Below are 25,986 nucleotides of genomic sequence, written 5' to 3'. Positions count from 1 at the left end.
ATGCCAGCAGAGCAGAAGAATTCCATCGCACGCTCCCTCCTCGGCCTGCTGGGCAGCAGCAAGCCGGCGCCCGAGACCTTCGAAGGTGAAGATCAGCCGGCCGCCGGAGAGGGGCAGCTGGAGAACCACCTGGGCGGCGATGAGGCGAAGAACTACCGCCAGTACGAGTACGACACGGTGGCCCCGCACGTCGGCAAGTCACTGCTGGAGGTCGGCTCCGGCCTCGGTCACTTCTCCGAGCAGTTCGCGGGCCGCCTCGACTACCTCGTCGTGAGCGACAACGACCCCTACTGCGTCGAGCAGCTGAACAAGCGCTACCAGGGCAACGACGACGTCGAGGTGCTCGACCTCGCGCTGCCCGCCGAGATCAAGATCAAGCGCAAGGTCGACACCGTCGTCATGATGAACGTCCTGGAGCACATCAAGGACGACGTGCAGGCGCTGAAGGACCTGGCCGCGGTGGTCGAGCCCGGTGGCCGCATCGTCATCTGGGTGCCCGGCTACATGCAGCTGTACGGCGACTTCGACCGCAAGGTCGGCCACGTGACCCGCTACACGCCGAAGACGCTGGGCGCGACGGTCACCGGCGCCGGGCTCGGCATCGACATGCTCAAGCCGATCAACTTCCTCGGCGGCATCGCCTGGTGGGCCGCGGTCCGCCGGGGCGGCGCCGGCTACCCCGACCCGAAGCTCGTCAAGATCTACGACCGTACGGTCGTGCCGACCACCCGCCTCATCGAGCGGTTCGTCCGGCCGCCGTTCGGCCAGACCGTCTTCTGCGTCGCGCGCGTCCCGGAGTAACCCGACGCCGTACGGCGGAGACCTGATCCTGTCCTGCGCCGTCCCCGCTCCTCAGGGCCCTGAGGAGCGGGGACGTCGCGCTAATCGAGGACTTTGAGCACTTCCTGTGCCAGCGGCCCGGCGGACGCGGGGTTCTGGCCGGTGTACAGGTTGCGGTCCACGACCGTGTACGGCTTCCAGATCTCGCCACGGGTGAAGTTGACGCCCAGTTTGACCACTTCGTCCTCGAGCAGCCACCTGGCTTTGGGAGCCAGTCCGACGGCTTCCTCTTCGTCGTTGGTGAAGCCCGTGATCTCGTAGCCGGCGAAAGGTGAGACTCCCTTCCGCCGAGTGGCCAACATCGCGACCGGGGCATGGCAGACGATGGCCAGGGGCTTGCCTGAGGCGAGGGCCGCGGTCAGTAGACGGCCCGAGTCGGCGTCCTCCCACAGGTCTTCCATGGGGCCGTGGCCCCCGGGGTAGTAGACCGCGTCGAAGTCTTCCAGGCGGGCGTCCGCCAGCTCGATCGGCCGCCGCAGCTCCTCGGCTGATCGCAGGATCTCCTCTTGCTCCAGAGCGATCTGCTCACTGCCGGCCATCGAGGGACGCAGGCTCATGACGTCCACGTGCGGCACCACACCACCGGGGGTGGCCACCACGATCTCGTGGCCGGCCTCGGTGAGCGCGCTGTACGGGGCGGTGAACTCCTCGGCCCAGTAACCGGTCGGATGCCGGGTGCCGTCCTTGAGCGTCCAGTAACTCGCTCCGGTCACCACAAACAGGATCTTGGCCATATGCGAACCCCCCGTCGCTGCATGAGCGGTATGGCCGTGAATGTGATGTCTGTCACCATATACACCATTCACGGCCCCCAAGACTTCGGGGCCACGTACGGCGCATCGGCGATCACGGCAGCGGCAGCGGGCAGCGCGGTTCGCCGGCGCAGGTGATCAGGTCGTCGCACCCGGCGGCGAGCGCGGTCCGTAGGGTGTCGGCGATGACGGTGAGATCGGCGATCTCGGCCTCCACCTCGGCGAGTTTGTCGCGTGCCCGTTCGGACAGCCCGCTGGCGTGGCGGCGGTGGCCACGCGCCTGGAGCAGTTCGGCGACCTCCTCCAGGGTGAATCCCAGGCGCTGCGCCGCCTTGATCACATTCAGCAGCGTGACCGCCTGCGGCGGATACAGCCGGTGCCCGCCGGCCGTACGCCGCGGCTCGGGCAGCAGCCCGCGCCGCTCGTAGTACCGCAGCGTCTGCGGGTTGACTCCGGCGGCCGCCGCGAGCTGCCCGCTGCGCATCGAGGTCATGTCCGGCTCCCCGTAAGACGGCTCCCCGCCAGGCGGCTTCGCGCACGGTCGGCCAGCGCCCGCAGCACCCCGGCGTGCTCGTCGCCGACCGTGATGTCCAGGGCGAGGTCGCCGCCGGTGGTGGTCAGCGTGAAGGTGAAGAACGAGCAGCACGCGGTCTCCCGTACCGCGAGCTCGGCGGCACGGGCGGCGACCGGCGTCTCGGGGCGCAACCGCATCCGGATCCGGGCCGGCCCGACCTCCTCCAGCCCGGTCACCGCGTCGGCGAACAGCTCGTCGAACTCGGCCACCCGCAGCGGCCGCTCGGCCGTCGGCAGCGTGCACGCCTGCGGCACCCAGTCCGCATCGGCCATCTCCTGATTCGGCTCCATGCCTCGACGGTAAGCCTGTACCCAGGTACCGGATGCAACCTCGCGGGCGAGGACACTGGCGTCATGGATGAGCGAGCGGAGCTCGTGCGCAGGCTGGACTCCGCGGTGCAGGTGCTGCGGCATGGCCGCTTCGGGCTGTACGGCCCGGTGATCCGGGACCGGTTCCTCGGCGGACTGCCTGGTGACGTGACGCCGACCGGGTACCGCGTGCTGCGGTTCATCGAGGTCAGTTCTCCGCCGCCGCCCAGTGTGTCCGATGTCGCCGCCGTGCTCCTGGTCGACCGCGCACGCGCCGTACGCGTCGTCGACCGGCTGGCCGAGGACGGCTTGGTGGCCCGGGTCAGCGACGAGCTGGACCGGCGGATCCGCCGCGTCGCGCTGACCGAGGACGGACATCGCCATCTGCGGTTGGCCGGCGCGCGGCGAGCGGAGCTCCTCGGCGAAACGCTGTCGGACTGGTCGGGAGCCGACCTGGAGCACCTGGCGGCCTACCTCGAGCGGCTGAACGACTCCGTCGCATGCCACCTGCCCTGGCTCGGAGAGGCCTGAGCCGACCGCCGAAATGGTTGTCCGGGTTAACCGCCAGGTCGTCGCCCCAGTAGCGGTCAGTGGCACACTGTTCGCCGTCCGCCGGTACCGGGCTGACCGCGCCGATCTGAAGAGTTGTCCCCATGACGACGACATCGACGGGCGGCGGGCACACCGCGGACAACGGCGAGCAGAGCACGGCCACGGACCGCCCAGGCAGGGTGAGCCGACGTGGCCTACTCGGAGCGGCAGGTACCGGCGCGGCGGCGGGTCTCGTCGCCGTCACCGGCGTCCGGCCGGCGGCCGCCTCACCGATGCTGTGGAGCCGGCCCTCGGGGTCGGGCATGCCGCCGGTCAGCGGCCTGCACCTGCAGTTCGGCGAGGACGCCGCCAGAGAGGTCGTCGTGTCCTGGCAGACCGCGATGCCCGTACGGCGACCGAAGGTCCTGCTCGGCACCCCGGCCGACGGCTTCGGCCGCGAGGTGGCGGCCGAGACGTCGTTCTACAAGGACGGCCAGTCCGGGCAGACCATCTACGTGCATCACGCGAGCCTGAGCCGGCTGCGCCCCGACACCGACTACGTGTACGCCGCGGTCCACGACGGCACGACGCCGGAGCCCGGGTCGTTCCGGACCGGCCCCCGCGGCAGGGCGCCGTTCACCTTCACCAGCTTCGGCGACCAGGGCACCCCCACCGTCGGGAAGCTGAACGGCCCGAAACCGCCGAAGATCACCGAGAAGCAGGTATATCTCAACGACAACCTCGGCTCGCCGTACGCGGGCGACGTGACCACCGCCGTCGAACGCGTCGCGCCGCTCTTCCACCTCATGAACGGTGACCTCTGCTACGCGAACCTGGCCACCGACCGCCTCCGTACCTGGTCCGACTGGTTCGACATGACGACCCGGTCCGCGCGGTTCCGGCCGTGGATGCCGGCCGCCGGCAACCACGAGAACGAACTCGGCAACGGGCCGATCGGCTTCGCCGCCTACCAGACCTACTTCGCGTTGCCCGGCAACGGCGGTGACGCGGAGACCCGGGGGCTGTGGTACGCGTTCACCGTCGGGTCCGTCCGCGTGGTGAGCCTGGCCAACGACGACGTCGTGTACCAGGACGCCGGCAACTCCTACGTCCGCGGCTACTCCGGTGGCGCCCAGCGGCGCTGGCTGGAGGCCGAACTCGCGCGCACCCGCGCGAACAAGAACATCGACTGGATCGTCGTCGTGATGCACCAGGTCGCCATCTCCACCGCCGACCATCCAGGCAACGGCGCCGACCTCGGCGTCCGGCAGGAATGGCTACCGCTGTTCGACAAGTACGGCGTCGACGTCGTCGTCTGCGGTCACGAACACCACTACGAGCGGTCCCACCCGATCCGCGGCCACGCGTCCAGCGACACCATGACCCCCGACCCGGCCGAGACCCGCACCGACGTCGTCGACACCGGCAAGGGAACCGTCCACATGATCATCGGCGGCGGGGGCACCTCGATCCCGTCGACGGACGTGCTCTTCGACAAGCCCCAGTGCAATGTGATCACCGGCGTCGGCCCGGCCGGCGCCAACGGCAAGAAGACCCCGATCTACGTAACGGAACCGGCGCCGTGGTCGGCGGTCCGCGACCGCGTGAACCCATACGGCTTCGTCGCCTTCTCCGTCGACCCGGGCACCCGCCCCGGCGGCCGTACGACGATGGCCGTGACCTACTACGCCGTCACCGGCCTGTACGGCCAGACCACCCCGGTCGACACCTTCACCCTCCAACGCACCCGCCAAGACGGCTGACGGGCCCCGATCGCCGGCCCTGTCTCAGCCGGTCAGGCGGAGGCGGTGGGCGGTGGCGGCGGCCTCGGTGCGGCTTGAGGCGTTCAGCTTCGTCAGGATGTTGGAGACGTGGACGCTGGCGGTCTTGGCGGAGATGAACAGCTTGTCGGCGATCTCCCGGTTGCTGCGTCCCTCCGCCAGCAGGCGCAGCACCTCCTGTTCGCGGGGCGTCAGTCCGAGCGGGGCCTGACCGCCGGGCCCGCCGTCCAGGCGGAGCCGGGCGCGGCGGGCGACCTGGTCGATGTCCGCGCGTAGCGGTCGTGCCTTGAGGCGGTCGGCGATGTCGGCGGCGTGGCAGAGCATGCTCGCCGCGGCGTCGCGGTCTCCGTCGGCGATGGCGGCCTCGGCGGTCCGGAGCAGTGCGTGGGCCTGGGGGTACGGGGAGCCGAGCTCGCCCCACGCGGTTGCCGCCGCCTCCCACGCCGTACGGTCCGCGGCGCCGTCGGCGAGGGCGGACTCCGCGTCGAACGTCGCGCGCCAGGCCGCCATCACGGGGCCGTACGCCGGCTTCGTGGCGGCGATCGCCCGGAGCCGGTCGGCGAGCGTTCGGTCACCTTCCATGACGCAGGCACGCATGCCCGCGACCAGGATCGGCCAGATGTACCGGGCCTCCCGGCCCATGTCGTGGTCTGTGACGGCGCGTACGGTGGCCGCGACGGCGGCCGGGCCGTCGCCCTCGGCGAGACGCCACTCGATGCTCAGCCGCGCGATGGGGAGGAGCTGCTGCGGATAGGGGTCGTCCGCGGCGGAGAGCGTGGTGAGCCTCTCCACCGCCGTGGCCGCCTCGTCCCCGTGGCCGCGGGCGATGGCGATCGCGGCGCGGCACAGGAGCAGCTGAGAGAGCCGCCCCAGGCTCGGGGCCACCTTCTCGGCGAGCTCGATGGTCTCCAGCGCCTCGTCCCAGCGGCCGAGCGCGACTTGCGCGTCGGACGTGTTGTGGGCCGCGATGATCCCCTTCGTACGGGCCTGGCCGAGCGATTCGGCCAGCGTCAGCGTCTGCCGCCCTGCGGCGACGGCCGCCTCGTACTCTCCCTTGATGAAGAGGACGTCGATGGTGTTGACGTGCGCGCGGAGCCGGCCGTCGTCGTCGTGTGCGCGAGCCGCCCGCGCGGCGGCCTGCTCCAGCGCGGCCAGCGCCTCGGCGAAGCGGCCGTGGATCGCCTCCGCGATCGCGAGGTTGTTCAGCGCGTCGGCCGCGGCACAGTCGTCACCGACGCGGTCGGCGAGTGCGAGGGACTCCTCGATGACCGGCCGCGCCTCGGCGTCATCCAAGAGGACCAGAATGCGGCCCATGGGGGCCAGCACCGCCGCCCGCTCCGGCGAGTCCTCCGGCAGCAGGCGCTCGGCTCGCCGCAGGTCGTCGAGAGCGCCCGCCTGCCCTCGGTCGAACTTCAGCCGTGCCCGTCGCCGGAGGATCAGCGCGACCTGCTCGGGGTCGTGCTCCTCGTCGACCTCGGCGAGGGCGGCGCGGACGAACGCCATGCCCCGGTCGGGTTCGCCGGAGGCGCCGGCCGCCTGGGCGGCGCGCCGGAGCACGCCGACATGGTCCACGCCGATCCGGGTCGCCGCGTCCGGCACCCGATCCCACAGCTCGAGTACCCGCTCGAGCATCTGCAGCTGCTCGGCGTACGCGAACGCGGTCTCCGATTCACGGGCCGCCTGCCAGGCGGCCTGGAGGGCGCGTTCGTGATCGTGCGCGCCCTGCCAGTGCATGGCCACCTCGACGGCGCAGCGCCCGCCGGCGCTCAGTGACGGGTCGGCCTCCAGCGCCTCGGCGTACCGGTGGTGGAAGCGGGAGTGTTCGCCGGGAAGCAGCTCGTCGTGGATCGCCTCCCAGATGAGCGCGTGCCGGAAGGCGTACGCCTGGTCGTCGACGACCAGGATGTTCCCGTCCACGGCGGGGCGCAGCAGGGACGACATCGCCCTGTCGTCGAGCCCGGAGACGGCGGCGAGCAGCGCGTGCCCGAACCGTACGCCGGCGACGGCGGCCAGGTGCAGCAGGTCCTGTGCCTCTTCGGGCAGCCGGCGCACGCCCGCGAGAACGAGGTCCCGGAGCGACTCCGGCATCCCGCAGTCGGGACAGTCGGCGGTCGCCTCGACGAGCAGCGGGATGCCGGAACTCCGCTCGTACACCGCGTCGACCACTCTCGGGTCGGGTTCGCCGCCGAGGATGCCGGCGAGCTGGCCGGCGGTCTCCGTGCGGGTCAGCCGGGGCAGGTCGAGCCGCACCACGCCCTCGATGCGCTCCAGCTCCGCGATCACGGGGCGCATGGGGTGGGACCGGTGCAGTTCGTCGGAGCGGAAGGTGATGATCAGTAGGACGGCGGCGTTCCGCAGGCTGCGCAGCAGGAAGATCAGCAGGTCGCGGGTGGACCGGTCGGCCCAGTGGGCGTCCTCGATGATCAGTGCCAGCGGGCGGCGTTCGGCGAGCCGTTCCAAGAGGACGAGCATCTGCTCGAACAGCCGTACCCGGGCGCTGTCCGGATCCGGGTCGGCGGCCGGCTCGCCGAATTCGGGAAGCAGCCGGGCCAGGTCGCGCGCGCCGTCGTGCGGCATCAGCGCGGCGATCTCCGCCGCGCCCACCTCACGGACGAGCTGGCGGAGCGCGGCGGTGAACGGGGCGTACGGGAAGCCGACGGTGCTGAGCTGTAGGCAGGCACCGGTGAGGATCAGCGCCTCACCGCCGATCCGGTCGGCGAACTCCCCGACCAGCCGGGTCTTGCCGCCGCCCGCCTCGCCGCCGATCAGTACGGCGCCGGGCGTCCCGGCCGTCGCCCGTCGCAGGGCGTCGGCCAGGACCACGAGCTCCGCCTGCCGGCCCACGAACGCGGGGCTCACCTCACGTGCGCGCACGCCGTCCAGAATGCCACGCATGTCGGGATCTCAGGCCGAGATGCCGCGCGGTCGCGGTGTCCGGAGGGACAGGCGCCGCCCGCGGGGGAGGCGGAGGAGCCGGCGCTCCCGCGCCGTCTCCCGCCACTCCCGCGTACGCTCGTTCATCAGCGCGTACGAGATGTCGGGGTGCATGGTGTCCTCCTGTGTGAGTGGCTGACACCATTAAGACTCGGTCTAAGACGGGATCCGGCGCATCGGGTGAATGTCCTATCCGAGGCTGCCCGGCCCGCCTAGCAGGCGTTCTCCGGGTCTAAGCACGCCCCTCCACGAGCGCTCAGGGTCTTAGAACCACCCCCACGCTCACCGCCGGGTCAAGGTCACGGGGACGGTGGATCCATGGCCCGGGCTGACGCGCACCGAGAAGAGGTGTGAACCGCTGTCGTAGCCGACCTGACCGACGCTGCCGCCGGAGGCGGTCGCCGACACCGGGCTCGGGGAGTACCCGTGCAGTGTCACCGGGCCGTCTCCCGCGGCGAACGCGACCGTGACGTGGACCGCGCCGTTGTCGGACAGCGCCCGGATCCGCTGCCTGCCCAGGGACACGAACTTGCCCGCGTCGCCGAGGAAGGCGATGCCCGACCTTCCGACCGGGACCACCTGGAGGTAGGACCCGTCGCGGGTCACGTGCGCCGTGTACGGGGCATTGCCGTCGACCGGCGCACCGCTGCCGGCGAAGTAGTCGTACACGTACGCCTTGCCGGTGACGCCGAGGTCGGCGGGCCGGAAGGAGGCGTCGTCGGTCGTCGGGAGGCTGACCGTACCGGCGCTGACGCCGAGGTTGTCGATGTTCGGGCCGCCTGCTCCCGTCGTGGTGGCCCGTACGGTGTCGCCGGCGGAGAGTTCGACCACGACCGGCTGTACCGCCCACGTGTCCCAACCGCCGGTCGGCGCGAACGCCTGCGTGGAGGCCGCGCCGCCGTCGACCGCGACCGCGAGCGGCCGGTTACCGGTGCCGCCGTTGGCGTACCGGAACATCAGCGTGTACGTGCCGCTGGACGGCGCGTCGACGGTCCACTCGACGTAGTCGCCGGAGTCATGCTGGTAGTCGGCGAACCCGCGGCCGGTGTAGCCGGAGTGGTCGGTGCCCACCACGGGCCCGGACAGGGTGGCGTCCTCGGCCTCGTAGGTCGTGTCCGGCTTCGGTGCCGGGATGGTGCGGGCGTAGGCGTAGACGTCAGCCGGCGGACAGCGAGCCGTGCCGGCTACCGGTCGTCGCCACCATCGGGCCGGACGTTCCGGAGGCGTCGCGGACGTAGGTGGCGTCATCGGGGACGATCGGGGTGTCCGGCTTGACGATCGTGCCGTCCGCTTCGGCCACCTTGTTCAGGTTGGCGGCGCTCTCCGTGCCGATCGCGTCGCCGACACCGACCGGGCCGGCGGACAGGTCGGACAGCAGGAGGTTCCGGGTCTCCGTGCTCATCATCACGTCCGTGAAGGGCCACACGCCGAGGGCGCCGGCCAGGCGTGAGGTGTAGAGGAACTCGTCCCACTTGGACCGCTCGAACCGGTCGTTCGAGACCCGGGCGTTGGTCACGTTGTCGTACAGCGTGCTCTGCAGGTAGTCCTGCGCCAGCGCCATGCAGTACTGGATGTCGAGGCCGTTGGCCGCCGCGGCCTTGGCCATGCCGCCGAGGAACGCGGCGCGGTCGGTGAGGTTGAAGTCGGGCTGCGCGCCCGCGCACAGCCAGTCCTGCTCGTAGGTGTCGACCCCGGACGACTTGAGGTAGCTCATCCGGTCGTTCCAGTACGCCGGGTCGGTGATCACGTTCCCGGACATCGTGTACTGGCTCCGGTACGGGCTGGACGGGTCGATCCACCGGGCATGGGTGATCAGGGGTACGCCGGCGCTCTTCTGGAACGAGGCGAGGCCGTCCGGGAACAGCGTGTGTTCCGCCTCATAGCGGTACTGGCCGTCGGGTTTGTCGTTCCAGACGGCGTTCGGGCCCTTCGGATACCACCAACTGTCCAGTTGCAGGTTCCCCATCGGCAGGCCCTTGCTCTTCCAGTCGTTCTGGACCGCCCGCAGCGTGCCCTCGTAACCGAGGTCGGAGTCGTACTTGTAGTAGTAGGTGGCGCCGTTGTCGGTCCAGTAGCCGAGCTTGGCGAGGGTGTTCGTGGAGTTCTGCGCGGGGCGGTGCTTGCCGGACAGACGGGTCAGGGCGTTGCCCCAGGTGTCGTACACGCCGTTGATGCTGGTGCCGTACACCAGGATGCTCTTCTGGGTGAACCCGGCCGGCAGGCCGCCGATACCTGCGGAGACGGTGCTGGTCAGCGCGCCGTTCACGAACTTCACGACGCCGGTGGTGAAGTTCGAGGCCGGAGACAGCAGGTAGCCGCTGTGGGAGGCGTCGAACGCCAGGTACGGGCTGAAGCCCGGATCGCCCGGGGCGTCGAGCCGGTGTCCCGCGAAGCAGCCGTTGAAGCTCTCGTCGTGCGGCAGCGAGGGCCGGGACGACAGTGCGGGGAACGGATCGGCGTTGGCCGCCGCCTGCCGGTACGTGGTGCTGAAGAGCACCACCGGCCTGTTGCCGTAGGCCCGGATGCCGCTGCTCCGCGCCACCCCACCGGCCGTGTAGTCGAAGTCGGTTTCGCGGTAGGCGCCGACACCGTCCCGGCCGGTGACGGTCTTGATGTTGCTGGCGGAGGCGCCGACCGAACCACCGAAGTGGTAGCGCGGTCCACTGGTGTCGATCGTGTAGCCGCCGTCGGCGCGCACCGTCACCGTGGCGCCCGCCGTGGCTGCGGCGGCGCCGGCGGCTCCGCGGCGAGCGCCAGGCTCATCGGAAGGGTGATCGTGAGCGCGCAGGCGACCGCCGTGCGCCGAAGGGATCTTCGTACTGGCTTGCTCATGGGCTCTCCAGCGGGTCGGGGTCCTTCGGCTGCGCACATATGGGGCTTTTGTGAAGTTAAAACGCCTTTTCTGTCATGTCAACGGACTGATAAGTGATGTGTTCGCCGCCATTGATGGTGCGCGAAATCGGCCATTCCGGAGAGGGCATAATCGGCCTGACCGTGCCGCTCGGCCCGGCTCGTGCCGGCGCGGCACCGGGTGCGATGGCGCTTAGACGAGGCCGAGCCGGTGGGCGGCGGCCGCGGCCTCGCCACGGCTGCCGACCTGCAGTTTCGCCAGGATGTTGGACACGTGCACGCTGGCCGTCTTCGCGGAGATGAACAGCCGGCGATCTCCCGGTTGCTGCGGCCCTCCGCGACGAGCCGGAGCACCTCCAGCTCGCGCGGGGTCAGCCCGAGCGTGGACGTGCCGGTCCGCCCGCCGAGGGAGATCCTGGACCGCCGGGCGTGCGCCTCGATCCGCTCGAGGAGCGGCCGGGCGCCGAGGCCCTCGGCGATCTCGGCGGCCTGCCGCAGCCGCGCGGTCGTGTCCTCCCGGGCCCCGGCGTCGTGCGGGTCGTTCGCCTCGGCGGTCCGCAGCAGCGCGTACGCCAGGGGATGGGGCTGCTTGAGAGCCTCGTACGCGTCCGCGACGGCCGCCCACGTCTCCCGGTCGAGCACGCCCTCGGCGCGGGCCGCCTCGGCTTCGAAGAGCAGCGCGTACGCCTGCTGGACCCGGCCGCCCTCGGGGGTCTTCTCGGCGGCCGCCCGCATCCGGGTCAGCAGCCCGGCGGCGCGCTCGCCGCCCGCCTCCGCGCACGCCCGCGCGGCGGCGCACAGCAGCGGCAGGCCGTAGCGCGCGCTGACCGCCGGCTGCAACTCCGTCAGCGCGTACTCGACGGCGTCGAGCGCTCCGGACAGGTCGCCCTCGGCGACCCGCAGGTCGATCCGCAGGCCCTCGGAGGGGAACAGCTCCTGGGTACGAGAGAAGGTCGGGGCGAGCACCGCGTCCAGGGTGCTCACGGCGCGGGCGGCGGCGTCGAGGTCGCCGCGCGCCACCGCGATCACGCCGATGACGCACTGCAGCGAGGCCCGGGTCAGGGGCGGCGGGGACAGCTCCAGGGCGTGCTCGGTGACTTCGAGGGCCTCGTCCCAGCGGCCCAGCGAGACCAGCGGCTCGGCCAGGTTGATGCTCAGGAACGCCCCGGAGGTGCGCGCCACGCCGCTCTTGCCAGCGAGCGCGACGCCGCGCCGCGCGACCTCGACGGCGCGCTCGTGCTCGCCGAGGCCCTCGAGCACGTGGGACTCGTTCGTGGCGATGCGCAGCATCGCCGAGTCGTCCGCGCCGCCCCGCCGATACACCGCCTCGGCCTTGGCCAGCTCGGCGAGGTGGCGTTCGCCGTCGTCTTCGGAGAAGTCACAGCCGGCGATCGTCGTCAGCGCGTGCGCCTCGACCGTCGCGTCGCCGACCGCGCGGGCCGTGGTGAGGGCCTCGACGGCGAGCGCCCGCCCCTCCTCCAGGCCGGTCGGCAGCAGGTACAGCTGCTGGGCGAGGGTCGACAGCACACGCGCCCGTGCCACGCTGGGCGGATCGGCCGGCACCAGCCGCGCCGCCTCCCGCAGGTCGTCGAACGCCTTCGGATGGCCGAGGTGGATCTTGAGCCGGCCGCGGTACTCCAGGACGCCGGCGGCCCGGATGGGATCGTCGATCTCCTTCAGCGCCGCCTTCGCGAAGGCGACGCCGCGTGCGGTCTCACCCGCCAGGTTGGAGGCGTCGACCGCCATCTCCAGTACCCCGGCGTGATCGGCCCCGAGCCGCTCCGCCGCGTCCGGCACCTTGTCCCACAGCTCGAGGACGCGGTCCAGCATGCGCAGGCACTCGGTGTACGCGGTCGCCTCCTTGGCGACCTGAGCGGCCTTCCAGGCGCTGACCAGTGCCCAGGTGGCGTCGTGCGCGGAGTACCAGTGGTGGGCGAGTTCGGCCGCCGCGCGGCCCATCGGGACCAGTGACGGATTCTTCTCCAGCGCCTCGGCGAACCGCGTGTGGGTGCGGGTGTGCTCGCCGGGCAGCAGATCGCCGTGGACGGCCTCGCGCATCAGCGCGTGCCGGAAACCGTACGCCTCGCCGTCCACGACCAGGACGTTCGCGGCGACGGCGGGCCGCAGCACCCGGGACAGCGCGCCGTCGTCCAGGCTCGTCACCGCGGCGAGCAGCGCGTGCTCGACACGGTCGCCGCCCGCGCTGGTGACGCGCAGGATCTCCTGGGTCTCCTCCGGCAGCTTCCGTACGCTGCCGAGGATCAGGTCGCGCAGCGACTCGGGCAGCTCGCCGTTGACCCGGTCGTCGCAGTCCAGCAGGGCCTCGACGAACAGCGGGTTGCCCTCGCTCCGCTCGTACACGGCGTCGAGGGTCCGCTGGTCGAGGTCGCGGCCGAGGATGTCGCGAGCCTGCTCGGCGACGGCGCGGCGGGGCAGGCGGTCCAGGTCGAGCCGCCGGACCCAGTCGGCGCGGTTCAGCTCGGCGAGCAGCGGGCGGAGCGGATGGTCGCGGTGCAGTTCGTCGGACCGGTAGGTGACGATCACCAGCAGCCCGGACGGGATGTTGCGGATCAGGTAGCTGAGCAGGTCGCGGGTGGATCGTTCCGCCCAGTGCACGTCCTCGATGACCAGGACGGCCGGCTCGTCCGCCGTCAGCCGTTCGAAGAGCAGCAGCACGTGGTCGAACAGGCGGACGCGCGCCTCCGCCGTACCGGTCTCGGTGTCCGGCTCGCCGAACTCCGGGAGCAGGCGGGCCAGCCCGGCCGGTGTCCCGCCGGGCAGCAGCGCGGCGATGCCCTCCACACCGATCTCCCGGACCATCCGCCGCAGTACGGCGCTGAACGGAGCGAACGGCAGGCCCTCAGAGCTGATCTGGAGGCAGCCGCCGATGAACGTCCGTACGCCCGGGTGCGCGTCCAGGAACTCCCGGATGAGCCGGCTCTTGCCGACGCCCGCCTCGCCGCCGACGATCAGGGCGGTCGGCACTTCACGCAGGGCGCTGTCGAGGAAGGCGAGCTCATCGGCCCGCCCGGCCAGGACGGCACTGACCCCCTGCTGATTGCGCACGCCCCAAGGATGCCATCCAGCCGGGACAAAACGGACTGTTTATTCGTCCGGCGAACGCTCGTATGGGCGTTCGGGCGTGGTTTCGTCAGTGCGCCGGCCCGGGTCCGTACGCGACCAGCCCTGAGCGGTGTCCAGTTCTGGTGCCCGACCGGGGGGCAGTGGCGGATCGTGCAGCGTCCGTACGGGGCTGCCGTCGAGGACGCCGCGCTGCTGAAAATGGTCGACGGTCCGCGTCTCGGCCGGGGACAGGACGGGCGCGACCGGCGCGCCGGCGGCCGTCAGCCGGGTGATCGCGGTGTCCCGGGGCAGCGCGGCGATCCGCTCGGCGAGGTCCCGGTCGAGCTCCTCCGCCCGGGCCAGCCGCTCGGGGAAGCCCAGGCCGGCGTGGTGCTCGAGCCCCAGGGCCTGGCAGGTGGCCGCCCACAGCCGGTCCTCCGACACGACCCCGAGACCGACCCTCCCGCCGTCCCGGGCCGGGTAGACGCCGTATCCCGGCACGGGCCTGCCCCCGGACCTGGAGTCCCCGGGCACCGGGAGAGTGCCCATCCAGTTCGCCAGAACGTCGGCCATGCCGAGATCGATCCGCTCGCCCCGGCCCTTGCGACACGCGGCCAGGATCGCGAAGGCGGCCATCGTCGCCGCGGCCATGTCCGCGACGGGGAACTCATGGCCGCCGTCGTCCGGCGGGGCGGTGCCCGCGTACGCGCGGTAGTTGACGTCATGCCCCGGCACCGAGGCGAGCGGGCCGCTCGCGCCGTACCCGGAGATCGAGCAGTAGACGACGCGCGGGTTGACCGCGCGTACGGCCTCGTAGCCCACACCGAGCCGGTCGGCGACACCGGGCCGGTAGCCCTCGACGAAGACGTCCGCCTCCGCGGCCAACTGCAGGCACCGCGCGGCGTCGGCCTTGAGATCGATGACGACGCTCTGCTTGTGCCGGTTGAGCAGGTCGAAGTGACCGCGGAACGCCCGCATCGGCTCGCCGCCCGGCGGTTCGACCTTCAGCACCTCCGCACCGAGCTGAGCCAGCAACTGCGTGGCGTACGGCCCCGGCCGCCACATCGTCAGATCCAGCACCCGAAGCCCGTCCAGCAGTCCCATGATCTAGTTATACCAAGCACTTGCTTGGCGCCTTGGGCGTAAATTCCGATAGTGACCTGGCGGCGATTACGCCGACAAGGCCGATGTGATCGTCAAGTACGGTCGCTGATCAGTGGGGGGGCGTCCGCCGGTATGGCGGACGCCTCCCGGCTTTCCGCGACTGTCCACATTTGGGGAAACAAAGGCCGTCCGCTGTTCAGGCGGTGTGTAGATCGTCGTCAATTGTGGAATGCATCCCTCCGAAACTGATCAACACGGGGGGATGGATCAGTGCCCACGAAGACCACGACGCGGTCGACCGCCCGCCGTTCCACGGCGAGCTCGAGCCGCACAGCGAAGACCGGCGCGAAGAAGACCGCCGCTACCAAGAAGCCGTCCGCCAAGAGCACGACGGCGAAGAAGACCACGACCACGTCCAGGGGTTCGGTCACTCCGGCCGCCGCCGCGACGAAGGTGTCGTCCGCGGCCACCAAGGTCTCGTCGGCGGCGTCGAAGATGACGGCGGCGGCGAGCAAGGCCACCAACTCGGCCCAGGCGATGAACACCGCCCTGAAGGCGATGAACACCGCCACCAAGGCCATGATGACCGCCGCCGAGTCGCTCACCACGGCCGCGAAGTCGATGTCGGCGATGAAGATGCCGGCCGCGGCGCAGGCCCGGAGCACGACCAGGAAGGCCACGACCGCCACCAAGACCACCGCGGCGAGGAAACCGGCCGCCAAGACCACGACGGCGAAGAAGGCCACCGCGAAGAAGACGACGACCGCGAAGGCCAGGACCACGGCGAAGGCGAAACCGAAGAGCACCGCGAAGGCCGCCGCCAAGGCGCCGGCGCCACCACCGGAGACCGCTGCCGTCGGCGGACCGGCGTCCGAGCGGGCGGGCGGGTTCCTCAACGGGCTCGTCGGGAACCGCAATCCGCTGTGACGGCGCGGCCGGAGCCCTCGCCGAGGCGGTGACGGCTCCGGCGCGTGCCGTACGGACGCCGCCGCCCGGCCCGATGCGAGAGACCCATGGACAACCGACGATCACCGCTGCCGGGCGGGACCGAGCCCGGCGTGCCCAGGCCCCTCCTGTCTGCCGCTCGCGACGCCGAACTGACAAACTGTCGTCGAGAGGTGATCCAGGGATGCAGGACAACGAGATTCTCGGTCATATCAACGAGCTTGTGGACGAGGAGCACACGCTCCGCGAGCGGCTGCAGAAGGGGGACCTGACCGCGGCGGAGGAGCACCAGCGGCTGCGCTCACTCGAAGTGCAGCTCGACCAGTGCTGGGACCTCCTGCGCCAGCGTCGGGCGCGGCGCGACGTCGGGGAGGATCCCGAGGGCGCCGAGTCCAGGCCGGAGGGCGAGGTCGAGGGCTACCTTCAGTAGGTTCCCACGGGCCAGGTGTGCGCCGGCGCGTTGGTGTGCATGCGGTCGATGTAGCGGCACGTCATGAGCCGCAGCGCCTCCTCGCGGTCGGCGTCGGCCGCGCGGACGGTCTCCGTCTGCCACGTCGCGCCGTTCCGGCCGGTCGCGCATCGCCGTTCGACGATGCCGAGCAGCCGGTCGCGGACGATCGTGTCGACGCCCCACCGGTCGAGGCCGGTGGCGGCCTGCGGGAGCAGGTGCCGCAGGATCAGTTCGGTGACCGGCACCTCGCCGACCCCGGGCCAGAAGACCCGGGCGGCGAGGCCGTGCCGCGCGCCCCGGCGGGCGTTGTCGGCGGCCGCGGCGAAGGGCATCCGCTCCCAGACGGGGTGCTCCTCTTCCGCCAGGGCCCGTACGAGGCCGTAGTAGAAGGCCGCGTTGGCCATGATGTCGGCGACGGTCGGGCCGGCGGGCAGGATGCGGTTCTCCACGCGCAGGTGCGGACGGCCGTTGACGACGGCGTACACCGGGCGGTTCCAGCGGTAGATCGTGCCGTTGTGCAGCGCGAGCTCGGCCAGTTCGGGGATCTCGCCGCGGGCCAGCGCCTCCTGCGGATCCTCGTCCTCGCACAACGGCAGCAGCGCGGAGAAGTAGCGTGCGTTCTCCTCGAACAGGTCGAAGGCCGAGTCGATCCAGCGTTCGCCGAACCAGACGCGGGGCCGTACGCCCTGGACCTTGAGCTCCTCGGACCGGGTGTCGGTCGCCTGCTCGAACAGCGGGAGCCGGGTCTCCCGCCACAGCTCCCGGCCGAACAGGAACGGTGAGTTCGCGCCGAGCGCCACCTGGACCCCGGCGATGGCCTGGGCGGCGTTCCAGGACGCCGCGAAGTCGTCCGGCCCGACCTGCAGGTGGAACTGGACGCTCGTGCAGGCCGCCTCGGGCACGATGCAGTCGGCGGACGTGCTGAGCTGCTCGACCCCGTCGATCTCCAGGTGGAGGTTCTCGCCGCGGGCCGCGAGGACCTGCTCGTTGAGGAGCCGGTAGCGCGGGTTCGACGACAGGGCCGCCTCGCCGACGTCGGACTCCCGCAGCGTCGGGAGGATGCCGATCATCGCCAGCCGGGCGCCCACCTCGCGCGCTCGCCCGTCGGCATGGTTGAGATTGTCACGGATGCTCTGCTCGAGCATGGCGAGCGACTTGCCGGCCAGCGAGGTGGGCGGCATGTTGATCTCGATGTTGAACTGCGCGAGCTCGGTAGCCCAGGCACCGGGATCGGCGATGGACTCGAGCACGGCCGCGTTGCGCATCGCGGGCCGGCCGGTCTCGTCGACGAGATTGAGCTCCACCTCCATGCCGATGGAGGCCCGGTCGTCCTCGAACCGCGAGTCCCGCAGCATCGCCGACAGGGCTTCCAGACAGCGCTGGACCTTCTCCCGGTAACGCCGCCGGTCCTCCTTGGTGATGGCGATGGCCGCCACGTCCCTGCCCATGCAAAGCCTCCGGGGTGTTCGTCCCGCTTTCGCAGGAATGCATACCCCTAGGCCACGATGGTAAGAATCGCGTCCCGGTCTTTCGCGGCGGACGTGGCGAGAGTCTCATAGCGGGAGCGATGTTCCCGGATGGCTTCGGTGATCTGCCCGGCCTCGCGGGTGAGCCGGGCCTTCTCCCGTACGGCGGCCTGGGCGGCCGCCCGGCGGCCGTGCCGCTGCATGAGCCACAGGACCGCCCCGACGACCGTCACCACCCCGGGCAGGGCCGGGAGGACGCCGAGCCCGAGGGGGATCGTGACGGCCAGGAGAACGACGCCGACACCGGTCAGGATCAGACCGGCCCGCTCGGCGAGGGGGCTGGTGGCGTACTCGGCGTCGACCCCGGCCTCCATCTCCGCCGTCGAGTCCGGCCCGTCGGGTCCCATCGACAGGTACCAGGCGCCGACCCGGACCCGGAGGCGCTCTGGAGCCCGGCGGGACGCTTTCTCGGCCAGGTCCTCGGCTGCCGCGGCGATCCAGCGGCGCCCGGCGCGCAGGGCGAGCAGGCGACGGGCCGGTGTGCCCTGCTCGAACATGTCGTCGCGCAGCAGCGCGAGGGTCTCCCCTTCCGGGGCGTCCCACGCCTTCGGTGGCGTCGACGTGCCGTTCTCGATGATCTGCCGCAGTTCGCGGGCCCGGGCGAGCAGGGGCGCCTCGTCGGGGCTGCCCTCGTCGACGAGCCTGGTCAGCAGCGCGCCGAGCTCTTCGGGAACGGTGTCCGCCGTCTCGGCGGGAGGCTCGGCCGCGGGAAGGGTCTCCTCGAGGCGGGTCCGCAGGCGCGCGAGGCGGGCGGCGTATGCGGGAGGCTCGGTCAGCGCGGCCTCGGACTGCAGGACCCTCGGCAGCCAGGAGGTCTCCGCCCGGCCGCTCCCCTCGGAAGCGATCTTCTCCTGCCAGCGCGCACCCTCCGCGGCGGCCGTCTCGGCCGGGAGGCCGTCGACGAACTCGGCCAGCCGTCGCTCGATGTGGGACCGTCCCGTCTCGCCGAAGACGCCCTCGGCGCAGGCCGCCCACAGCAGTCGCCGCACCCGAGTGGAGGTCGTTTCGAGGGGCGGCAGGGTGCGTGCCAGCCAAGGCGCGACCAGCGCGGTTCGGCCCGCCACCGCGAGGGCCAGCGTCAGGAACAGTGCCGTCCGCTCCTCGTCGCGGCGGGTCGCCTCGGCTGCGTGCGACTCGGCGGCCACCTCGTCGCCGCGGAGCAGGGCGTGCAATGCCTCGGCGGCCGGTCCGAGCCAGTAACCCGGGCAGTCCGCCACGTCCAGGAGGGACGGGTCGGTCACTTCCCGCAGCAGCCGCCGGGTCTCGGCGCGGATGGCGGACTCCCGGTCGAACGCCGCGAGCTCCATCCGCAGGTCCGACAGCTCGACGAAGGCGTCGAACGACCGGGCGAGCCGGTCGATCCGCCGCTCGAGCGTGCCCTGGACCGCCGCCAGCTTCGACTGCAGCGTCCGCGACCTGCGGTCCGCGTACTGGTAGGCCGCGTTGACCTCTTCTTGCAGGCCGCGGATCTGACGGTCCTGCCGATAGTCGGCCCAGTCGCTCACGCCGCCTCCTTGATCAGACACCGGCACTGCATCCGCCGGATATGCGACGTACGGCGCCCTCAGCGCGTTCCGCAGAAAACGCGCGTGAGAGGCGTCAGGCGCACGCGTCGCGCGCCGATGGGCACGCCTACGCGGCGGGCGGGCGCATACGGGCGCCCGCCCACGTGCTCGCGATAGATCAGGGGGTGGCGACGGCTACATGCGCTCGGGCGTGGGCACGCCGAGCAGCTCCAGGCCCTTGGCCAGCGTGCGCAGGGTCAGCCCGCACAGCGCCAGCCGCGACGCCTTCGTCGCCTCATCCGGGGCGTCCAGCACCAGGCAGTTCTCATAGAAGGTGGTGAACGCCGACGCCAGCTCGAACAGGTACACGCACAGCCGGTGGGGCTCGGCCGCCTCGCCGGTCTGGTGGACGGCGGCGCCGAAGCCCAGCAGGTGCAGTGCGAGCGCCCGCTCGGCGTCGTGTCCGAGCACGATCGGCCCGGTCGCCTCCTCCGGCGTGAGGCCGCCCGTGCGGAAGATCGAGCGGATCCGCGCCGTGGCGTACTGGAGGTACGGCCCGGTGTTGCCCCGGAAGGAGATCATCCGGTCGAAGTCGAAGACGTACTCGCTGCCGCGCGCCGTCGACAGGTCGGCGTACTTCACCGCGCCCATGCCGACCGCCTCGACGACCTGCCGCCGGGTCTCCTCGTCGAACGGCTCCTTGTGCGGGACCTCGTCGAACGCCACGCCCGCCCGCTCGACGGCCTCGTCCAGCAGCTCGGTCAGCTTGATCGACTTGCCGCTCCGGGTCCGGAAGATCTTCCCGTCCGGGCCCAGCACGCTGCCGATCTGGGCGTGCTCGGCGCTCACTTCCTCGGGCAGCCAGCCCGCCATCCGGGCCACCGCGAACACCATCTGGAAGTGCAGCGCCTGCTGGCTGCCGACCACGTAGATCATCCGGTCGACGTTGATCTTGTCGACGCGGTACCGGATCGTGGCCAGGTCGGAGGTGGAGTAGTTGTAGCCGCCGTCGCTCTTGCGAATGATCACCGGCAGCGGGTCGCCGTCCCGGCCGGCGAACCCGGGCGGGAACACGCACAGCGCGCCCTCGCTGATGACCGCGATGCCCTTGGCCTGCAGCTCGTCGGCGATGTCGCCGAGCATGTCGTCGTAGAAGCTCTCGCCCCGGATGTCGTCGTCGGTCAGCGTGACGCCGAGCCGGCCGTAGACCTTGTGGAGGTAGATCTTCGACAGCTCGACCAGCCGCTCCCAGTGCCGGATGGTGTCCGGGTCGTGGGCCTGGAGCTTCACGACCCGCTCCCGCGACCGCTGGGCGAACTCCGGATCGGAGCCGAACCGCTCCCGGGCCGCCTGGTAGAAGGAGTTCGGGTCCGTCTCGAGGAGCTTGGCCTCTTCAGAGCCCTCACCGACGTCGAGCAGGAGCTCGATCAGCATGCCGTACGGCGTGCCCCAGTCGCCGACGTGGTTGTCCCGGATCACCTGGTGCCCGGCGAACTCCAGCACCCGCGCGATCGCGTCGCCGACGATCGTGGTCCGCAGGTGGCCGACGTGCATCTCCTTGGCGATGTTCGGCGAGGAGTACTCCACGATCGTCGTCTGCGGCGCGCCGGTCTTCTCGACGGCCAGCCGCTCGTCGCCGTACATCGCCTGGGCCTGCCCGGCGATCCAGCCGGCGCCGAGCGTGAGGTTGATGAACCCCGGGCCGCTGATCTCGACCTTCTCGCAGACGTCGGACACGTCGAGGTGCGCCACGATCTCGGTCGCGATGTCGCGCGGCTTTCGGCCCAGCTTCTTGGCGAGCGGGAGCGCGACATTCGCCTGGAAGTCGGCGAACTGCGACGGGCGGATCACCGGGTCGGCGTCGGGCTCTCCGAACGCCGCTCCGAGAGCGGCCTGGACGCGGGCGGCGAGAACGTGCTGCGGGTCGGACATCAAGATCCTCGGTGAGTACGGCTTCGGCAGCTCAGGCTGCACGGTCCTTAAAGACTATCGGCGACCGGCCACAGCCCCATCCGAATTTCGTTCGCGTCACCCGGTCGAGCCGACCACCGTGAACTCCAGGCCGGCCTTCTGGAGCCGGGTGAGGAGCGCGTCACCCATCGCCTGGGCCGTGGTGACCTGGCCCGCCGTCTCGGGCAGGTCGTCGAAGGCCAGGCACAGCGCCGACTCGGCGAGCATCTTCGCGGTCTCCCCATAGCCGGGATCCCCGCCGGACACCTTCGTGACGACCTTCCGGCCGCCGCCCTCGCCGGCGAAATGCACGCTGAACCAGCTCTTGGCGCGCCTCTCGGGAGACGGACCGTCCCCGGGCGTGAACCGCTCGAGCAGCCGGTCGCGTACGGGTCCGACCTGGGCGGCCGCCGCGACGCCCGCCGCCCCGGCGGCCAGGCCGACCGCGGACGCCAGGTGCCGCACCGCCCCGAAGTGGCTGTAGGCGAAGTCGGGGCCGTAGCGGTCCAGGGCCGCCGCCGATCGCCGTACGACGTCGGGGTCGATGGTCGGCAACGGCAGCGCCCAGGCGCCGAGTCCGCCGTTACGGTGCGGCCGGCCCTGAACGGCACGGACCCGGCGGTCCGGCAGGGGAGGCTCCGCCTGGCGCCGTTCACGGTGGATCCGCGCCGCCGTGCGGAAGTGCGCCGCCGCGGTGACCGCGGAGTGGATCGTGCCGCTGGAGGGCGCGCCGCTCGCCTGGACGTAGCCGCGCACCCGCAACAGGACGCCCTCGGGCAGTTGCTGGACCGTGAAGTAGGCGCCGAGGTCGTGCGGCACCGAGTCGAACCCGCAGGCGTGCACGATCCGCGCCCCGGTCTCGGCGGCCCGCGCGTGGTACCTGAGGTACATCAGGTCGACGAACTCCGGCTCCCCGGTGAGGTCGACGTAGTCCGTGCCGGCCTCGGCGCAGGCGGCCACGAGCGGCTCACCGTACGTGACGTACGGGCCGACCGTGCTGATCACCACCCGGGCGGACGAGGCGATCTCCCGCAGGGAGGACGCGTCGGACGCGTCGGCCCGCAGCAGCGGCAGGTCGAGCCCGAGCCGGTCGCTCAGCGCCCGGAGCTTCGCGGGGTTCCGCCCGGCGAGCGCCCATTTCGGGGCGGCGGCCTCGCCGCCCGGCGCTTGGGCCGCGAGGTACTCAGCGGTCAGGGCCCCGGTGAACCCGGTGGCGCCGAACAGCACGATGTCGTAGGGGCGATCCATGGGTCATCCTTACCCCCTAGAACGCCATTCTAGGAAGGCGTCACGGAACGACTGTGGCGAGACACACGCGTCTCCTGGGCGCGGCCGGCTCGCCGCGCCCGCAGATCACCGGCCACTCGCTCGCCCGTCGCCTCGCCGCCCGTGTCATGGTCGCGTCCGGCTCGTGGCCGGCCTCGGCCCGTGATCGCGCCCGGCTCCGGGTCAGGGCTCCTCGGTGTCGGGTTCGCCGTGGCCGCGGCGGGGGAACCGGTGGGGGCGGGCGGCGGCCAGGCCCTCGCCGATCTGTTCGACGATCCGGCCGGCCGCCAGGTCGCGGGCGAGGACGCACGCGGCCGCGACGCCGGTGGCCCGCGAGGCGCCGTGGGCGATGACGACGGTGCCGTTCAGGCCGAGGAGCACGCCGCCGCCGTGCGTCTCCGGGTCCAGGCGGTCGCGCAGCCCGCGCAACTGCCGGCGCTGCAGCAGCGCGGCGACGCGTGCGATCCGGCCGGAGCCGATCGCCGTGCGCATCTCCGTGACCGCCAGCCGTACGGCGCCCTCGACGGTCTTGAGCGCGATGTTCCCGGTGAACCCGTCGGTGACCACGACGTCCACCGCGCCGGTCAGCAGGTCGGTGCCTTCGACGTTGCCGGCGAAGTGGACGCCCGGCACGTCGCCGGACAGCAGTTCGTGCGCGCGGCGGGTCAGCTTGTTGCCCTTGCCCGCCTCTTCGCCGATCGTCAGCAGTCCCACGCGCGGGGACTCGACGCCGAGCCTGATCCGCGCGTACGCGGTGCCGAGCGTGGCGAACTGGACGAGCATCTCCGGCTTGGCGTCGGCCGTGGCGCCGGCGTCCAGGAGCACCGTGGGGCGCGGGCGGGTGGGCAGCACCACCGCGAGCGCCGGGCGCATGACGCCGGGCTGTCCGCGCAGGCGCAGCCGGGAGGTCGCGACGACCCCGCCGGTGGACCCGGCCGACACGAGCGCGGCGGCGTGGCCCCGGCGGATCAGGTGGCAGGCGACCGCCACGGACGAGCGGGGCCGCCGCCACCCGGCCAGCGCCCCCTCGTCCATGGCCAGGGCGTCCTCGGCGTGCGCGATCGGGACCTCGCCGAGCGCGTCGTGCTCGCGCAGCAGATCCCGGATGCGGCGCGCCTGCCCGACGAGCACGAGCCGGACGCCGTGTTCGCGGACCGCGGCGACGGCACCGGCCACGACCTCCTCCGGTCCGTGGTCGCCGCCCATCGCGTCCACCGCGATCCGCGGACCCTCGGCGCGGGCGTCCGCCCGTCCCTCGGCCACCTTCGTGGTCTTCCTTCCGGCCGCTCCGCCGGTCCGACTCTCGGCCACCTTCGTGGTCTCCCTTCCGGTCGCCCCGTCGGTCCGCCCCTCGGCCGGTCGCCCCGTCGGCCCGTCCGTCTGGCTCCCCGTCCGCCCTTGGGCCGGTCTCCCGGTCGGCCCGTCCGTCTGGCTCCGAGTCCGCCGTTGGGCCGGTCTCCCGGTCGGTCCGTCCGTCTGCCTCCCCGTTTGTCCGTCGGCCTTCCTCCCGGCCGGCCCGTCGGGCCGGGTCGCGATCCGCCTCTCCGCGCGCCCGCTGGCGCGTCCCACGGTCCGGCCCGTCATGCGGGGTCCTGACAGCCCTGGCCGAGGCAAGGCCGGCGGACGACCTCACGGCCGTTCACGGTGATCACATAGTCCTGGCGCGGATGGGCGAGCCGGCCTCGTAGGCGACGGCGTCCACCCGGACGGGCTCGCCGCGGTCCGTACGGCCGACGCACCGTACCCGGACGACCGACAGCGTGTCCGCCGACAGGGTCCGGCAGTTCATACGCGAGCGGACGGTGTACCCGATGCCGCGCAGTTCGTCGGCCGTGCCCTTGGCGGTGGCGTTGAGCAGCGAGCTCTCCGACACCCGGCGCACCGGATTCCCGCACGACGCCGCGAGCAGCACGATCAGGACGAGCATGAGCGGTTTCACAGGTCGCGCACCGCCTGGGCGACGACCTCGGGCCGGTCGACCTGCACCAGGTGCCCGACGCAGGGGAGGACGACCTGCCGTCCTCGTGGGCTGAGCGCGGCCAGGGCGGCGTGGGCCTGCCGCCACTTCTCGCCGGTGCCGCGTACGTCGCCGAGCGCGGTGATCACGCACAGGGGGATGTCGGGGAACGCCCGGTGCCGCCGCAGGGTGAGCAGGTCGGCGGCCATTCGGCGGTACGTGGTGTCCTCGGCGAGGAGGGCCCCCAGGACGTGCCCGCGGGTGCAGACGGCGCGAACGAACTCCGGTGGCGCGACGTTCCCGCGCGCGCTCATCATCCGCATCGCCACGCCGTGGACGGTGGGCCCGGCCAGCCGGGCGAAGCCACTCACGCCGGCGACCGTACCGGCGAGGCGGGCGAGGGGTGCGAGGCGGGTCAGCGGACCGGCGTACCTCGGTGTCCCGGGCTCCGCGCTCGGGTCGACGAGGACCATGCCGGTGACCAGGTCCGGGTGGAGCCGCGCGAACGCCTCGGCGTGGAACCCGGCGAACGAGTGCGCGACCACGGTCACGGGCGCGCCCGCCCACCGGGCCAGCGCGGCGAGCCGGTCGGCCTCCGCGCGGAGGGTGCCGGTGTGCCGTACGGGAGGGCTGCCGCCGAGGCCCGGGCGGTCGAAGGCGATCGTGCGGCGCTCACCGTGGAGCAGCCGGACGACGGGGATCCAGTCGAACCAGGCTCCGCCGAGCCCGGCGCTCAGCAGCAGGGGAGGGGATCCGGTTCCGTCCGAGACGACGTGCAGGCGGTCTCCGCCGACGGTGACGATCTCGCCGGGCAGACGGCCGTTCACGGGAAGGTGGCCTTCTCCCGTACGGCCGGGTCCCCGGTCCGCCGGATCGGGCGGGTGACGATGCGTCCGGGGGCGCGGGCGCGGCGCCGCCCGGTGTAGAGCTCGACGGCGATGACGAACAGCCACACCGAGATCACGGTCACCTGGATCCGCTCCATGACGCCGAGGGTCAGGCCGAAGTACATCAGGGGCAGCGTGGCCAGCGCGGTCGTGGTCTCCACGACCATGACCGGCCAGCTCCAGCGGGCGAGGACCGGCCAGCGGCCGTACCGGCGGGCGGCGATCGTGAGGGCGATAAGGCTGACGATGCCGCTGGTGACGACCAGCGTGCTCGTCACCGAGTGGAACTCATGGGCGAAGGAGACCTTCTCGGCCCGCTCGCGCAGCGCGCAGGTCGGGTCGGAGTTGGGCGCGCAGTCCATCGCGAACAGGGAGTCGCCGATCGAGAAGATCCCGAACAGCAGCAGCGCGAGCCAGCCGGCGAGCGCCCAGCCGCGCGGCCGGAGCCGGCGCAGCACGACGGCCGCGACCGTGATCGACAAGGTGCCCGCGAGGAAGTCACAGCCGGAGAAGAGCCCGCGGTAGGGCTGGTCGGTGGCGGACAGCTCGCTGACGTAGCCGTTGACGGCGTCCAGGTGCGGGTTGAGAAGGAACTGCAGGATCCAAGAGCTGTAGACGACGCCCGCGACGGCGGCGAGGGGCGGCACGAACGCCGGCACCGTCCCCTGGTCGCGTGAACGCTCGGACGAGCTCACTCTCACTTCCTTTTCGAATCCCCCCGCTCGACTTCCAGCATAGGTATCCGGACACGGCTGCCGGGGG

At 71.9% G+C, this 25,986-nt stretch carries 23 protein-coding genes and 1 pseudogene; 5 read left to right on the top strand and 19 right to left on the bottom strand.

Annotated features, from left to right (window positions below):
* The gene (locus ACYVF7_RS52975) at positions 1-801 is read left to right on the top strand and encodes a class I SAM-dependent methyltransferase (RefSeq protein ID WP_460355018.1); all 801 of its coding nucleotides are present in this window, start codon (positions 1-3) and stop codon (positions 799-801) included.
* A gap of 80 nt (positions 802-881) precedes the next feature.
* On the opposite strand, the gene ACYVF7_RS52970 is transcribed toward ACYVF7_RS52975, so the two are convergent.
* The 3 genes from ACYVF7_RS52970 to ACYVF7_RS52960 form a co-directional block, all read right to left on the bottom strand.
* Positions 882-1,574: a type 1 glutamine amidotransferase domain-containing protein gene (locus ACYVF7_RS52970; protein WP_460355015.1), complete on the bottom strand. Its 693-nt coding sequence runs from the start codon at positions 1,572-1,574 to the stop codon at positions 882-884.
* 112 nt (positions 1,575-1,686) lie between these two features.
* Positions 1,687-2,085, bottom strand: coding sequence for a MerR family transcriptional regulator (locus tag ACYVF7_RS52965; RefSeq protein ID WP_460355013.1), 399 nt, complete (start codon positions 2,083-2,085; stop codon positions 1,687-1,689).
* Entirely contained in the window at positions 2,082-2,456 is a 375-nt protein-coding gene (locus ACYVF7_RS52960) for a hypothetical protein (RefSeq protein WP_460355011.1), read from the bottom strand. Before ACYVF7_RS52960 ends, ACYVF7_RS52965 begins: the two co-directional genes overlap by 4 nt.
* 63 nt (positions 2,457-2,519) lie before the next feature.
* Between ACYVF7_RS52960 and ACYVF7_RS52955 the strand changes: the two genes are divergently transcribed.
* On the top strand, positions 2,520-3,005 hold the full coding sequence (locus ACYVF7_RS52955) for a MarR family winged helix-turn-helix transcriptional regulator (RefSeq protein ID WP_460355008.1): 486 nt from the start codon (positions 2,520-2,522) through the stop codon (positions 3,003-3,005).
* A 122-nt stretch (positions 3,006-3,127) separates the two neighbouring features.
* Positions 3,128-4,768 carry a purple acid phosphatase family protein gene (locus ACYVF7_RS52950; protein WP_460355005.1) on the top strand — a complete coding sequence of 547 codons (1,641 nt, stop codon included), beginning with the start codon at positions 3,128-3,130 and terminating at the stop codon, positions 4,766-4,768.
* A 24-nt stretch (positions 4,769-4,792) separates the two neighbouring features.
* Here the strand turns inward: ACYVF7_RS52950 and ACYVF7_RS52945 are convergent, their stop codons facing one another.
* The 8 genes and pseudogenes from ACYVF7_RS52945 to ACYVF7_RS52910 form a co-directional block, all read right to left on the bottom strand.
* Positions 4,793-7,681, bottom strand: a complete 2,889-nt coding sequence (locus ACYVF7_RS52945; protein ID WP_460355002.1) for a helix-turn-helix transcriptional regulator — start codon at positions 7,679-7,681, stop codon at positions 4,793-4,795.
* 9 nt (positions 7,682-7,690) lie between these two features.
* Complete coding sequence (locus tag ACYVF7_RS52940; protein WP_460355001.1) at positions 7,691-7,834, bottom strand: hypothetical protein; 144 nt, start codon at positions 7,832-7,834, stop codon at positions 7,691-7,693.
* 168 nt (positions 7,835-8,002) lie between these two features.
* Positions 8,003-8,968 carry a CBM35 domain-containing protein gene (locus ACYVF7_RS52935; protein ID WP_460354999.1) on the bottom strand — a complete coding sequence of 322 codons (966 nt, stop codon included), beginning with the start codon at positions 8,966-8,968 and terminating at the stop codon, positions 8,003-8,005.
* Positions 8,877-10,424 (bottom strand): hypothetical protein, encoded by a 1,548-nt coding sequence (locus tag ACYVF7_RS52930; RefSeq protein WP_460354996.1) that lies wholly within the window; start codon positions 10,422-10,424, stop codon positions 8,877-8,879. The genes ACYVF7_RS52935 and ACYVF7_RS52930 overlap by 92 nt, the downstream gene beginning before the upstream one ends.
* Positions 10,425-10,763: 339 nt before the next feature.
* Complete coding sequence (locus ACYVF7_RS52925) at positions 10,764-10,844, bottom strand: hypothetical protein (RefSeq protein WP_460358575.1); 81 nt, start codon at positions 10,842-10,844, stop codon at positions 10,764-10,766.
* Between the two features lie 2,324 nt (positions 10,845-13,168).
* Positions 13,169-13,555 (bottom strand): annotated as a pseudogene (locus ACYVF7_RS52920) (AAA family ATPase); the annotation flags it as partial.
* 120 nt (positions 13,556-13,675) lie between these two features.
* Positions 13,676-14,737, bottom strand: a complete 1,062-nt coding sequence (locus tag ACYVF7_RS52915) for a CaiB/BaiF CoA transferase family protein (RefSeq protein WP_460354993.1) — start codon at positions 14,735-14,737, stop codon at positions 13,676-13,678.
* Positions 14,738-14,955: 218 nt separating this feature from the next.
* A complete protein-coding gene (locus ACYVF7_RS52910; protein WP_460354990.1) occupies positions 14,956-15,309 on the bottom strand; it encodes a hypothetical protein in 354 nt (117 codons plus the stop codon).
* On the opposite strand from ACYVF7_RS52910, the gene ACYVF7_RS52905 reads away from it, so the two are divergent.
* A complete protein-coding gene (locus tag ACYVF7_RS52905; RefSeq protein WP_460354987.1) occupies positions 15,296-15,664 on the top strand; it encodes a hypothetical protein in 369 nt (122 codons plus the stop codon). The genes ACYVF7_RS52910 and ACYVF7_RS52905 overlap by 14 nt on opposite strands.
* Positions 15,665-15,866: 202 nt before the next feature.
* Positions 15,867-16,112: a DUF2630 family protein gene (locus ACYVF7_RS52900; protein ID WP_460354985.1), complete on the top strand. Its 246-nt coding sequence runs from the start codon at positions 15,867-15,869 to the stop codon at positions 16,110-16,112.
* Here the strand turns inward: ACYVF7_RS52900 and ACYVF7_RS52895 are convergent.
* The 8 genes from ACYVF7_RS52895 to ACYVF7_RS52860 form a co-directional block, all read right to left on the bottom strand.
* Positions 16,106-17,581 (bottom strand): glutamate--cysteine ligase, encoded by a 1,476-nt coding sequence (locus tag ACYVF7_RS52895; RefSeq protein WP_460354983.1) that lies wholly within the window; start codon positions 17,579-17,581, stop codon positions 16,106-16,108. The two genes, ACYVF7_RS52900 and ACYVF7_RS52895, sit on opposite strands and share 7 nt — an antisense overlap.
* A gap of 47 nt (positions 17,582-17,628) precedes the next feature.
* Positions 17,629-19,164, bottom strand: coding sequence for a hypothetical protein (locus tag ACYVF7_RS52890; RefSeq protein ID WP_460354980.1), 1,536 nt, complete (start codon positions 19,162-19,164; stop codon positions 17,629-17,631).
* Positions 19,165-19,359: 195 nt separating this feature from the next.
* Positions 19,360-21,096 (bottom strand): arginine--tRNA ligase, encoded by a 1,737-nt coding sequence (argS, locus tag ACYVF7_RS52885; protein ID WP_460354977.1) that lies wholly within the window; start codon positions 21,094-21,096, stop codon positions 19,360-19,362.
* 96 nt (positions 21,097-21,192) lie between these two features.
* Positions 21,193-22,362, bottom strand: a complete 1,170-nt coding sequence (locus ACYVF7_RS52880; RefSeq protein WP_460354976.1) for a saccharopine dehydrogenase family protein — start codon at positions 22,360-22,362, stop codon at positions 21,193-21,195.
* 201 nt (positions 22,363-22,563) lie between these two features.
* Positions 22,564-23,586 carry a phosphate acyltransferase PlsX gene (plsX, locus tag ACYVF7_RS52875; protein ID WP_460358573.1) on the bottom strand — a complete coding sequence of 341 codons (1,023 nt, stop codon included), beginning with the start codon at positions 23,584-23,586 and terminating at the stop codon, positions 22,564-22,566.
* A gap of 442 nt (positions 23,587-24,028) precedes the next feature.
* On the bottom strand, positions 24,029-24,319 hold the full coding sequence (locus tag ACYVF7_RS52870) for a hypothetical protein (protein WP_460354974.1): 291 nt from the start codon (positions 24,317-24,319) through the stop codon (positions 24,029-24,031).
* On the bottom strand, positions 24,316-25,164 hold the full coding sequence (locus ACYVF7_RS52865; protein WP_460354971.1) for an alpha/beta fold hydrolase: 849 nt from the start codon (positions 25,162-25,164) through the stop codon (positions 24,316-24,318). The genes ACYVF7_RS52870 and ACYVF7_RS52865 overlap by 4 nt, the downstream gene beginning before the upstream one ends.
* Positions 25,161-25,919, bottom strand: coding sequence for a DUF998 domain-containing protein (locus ACYVF7_RS52860; RefSeq protein ID WP_460354968.1), 759 nt, complete (start codon positions 25,917-25,919; stop codon positions 25,161-25,163). Before ACYVF7_RS52860 ends, ACYVF7_RS52865 begins: the two co-directional genes overlap by 4 nt.
* Positions 25,920-25,986 lie beyond the last annotated feature (67 nt).

The organism is Actinoallomurus acanthiterrae (assembly GCF_054775715.1).
Note: the sequence above shows the minus strand (reverse complement) of the source record. Positions and strands in the feature narration are given on the sequence as shown.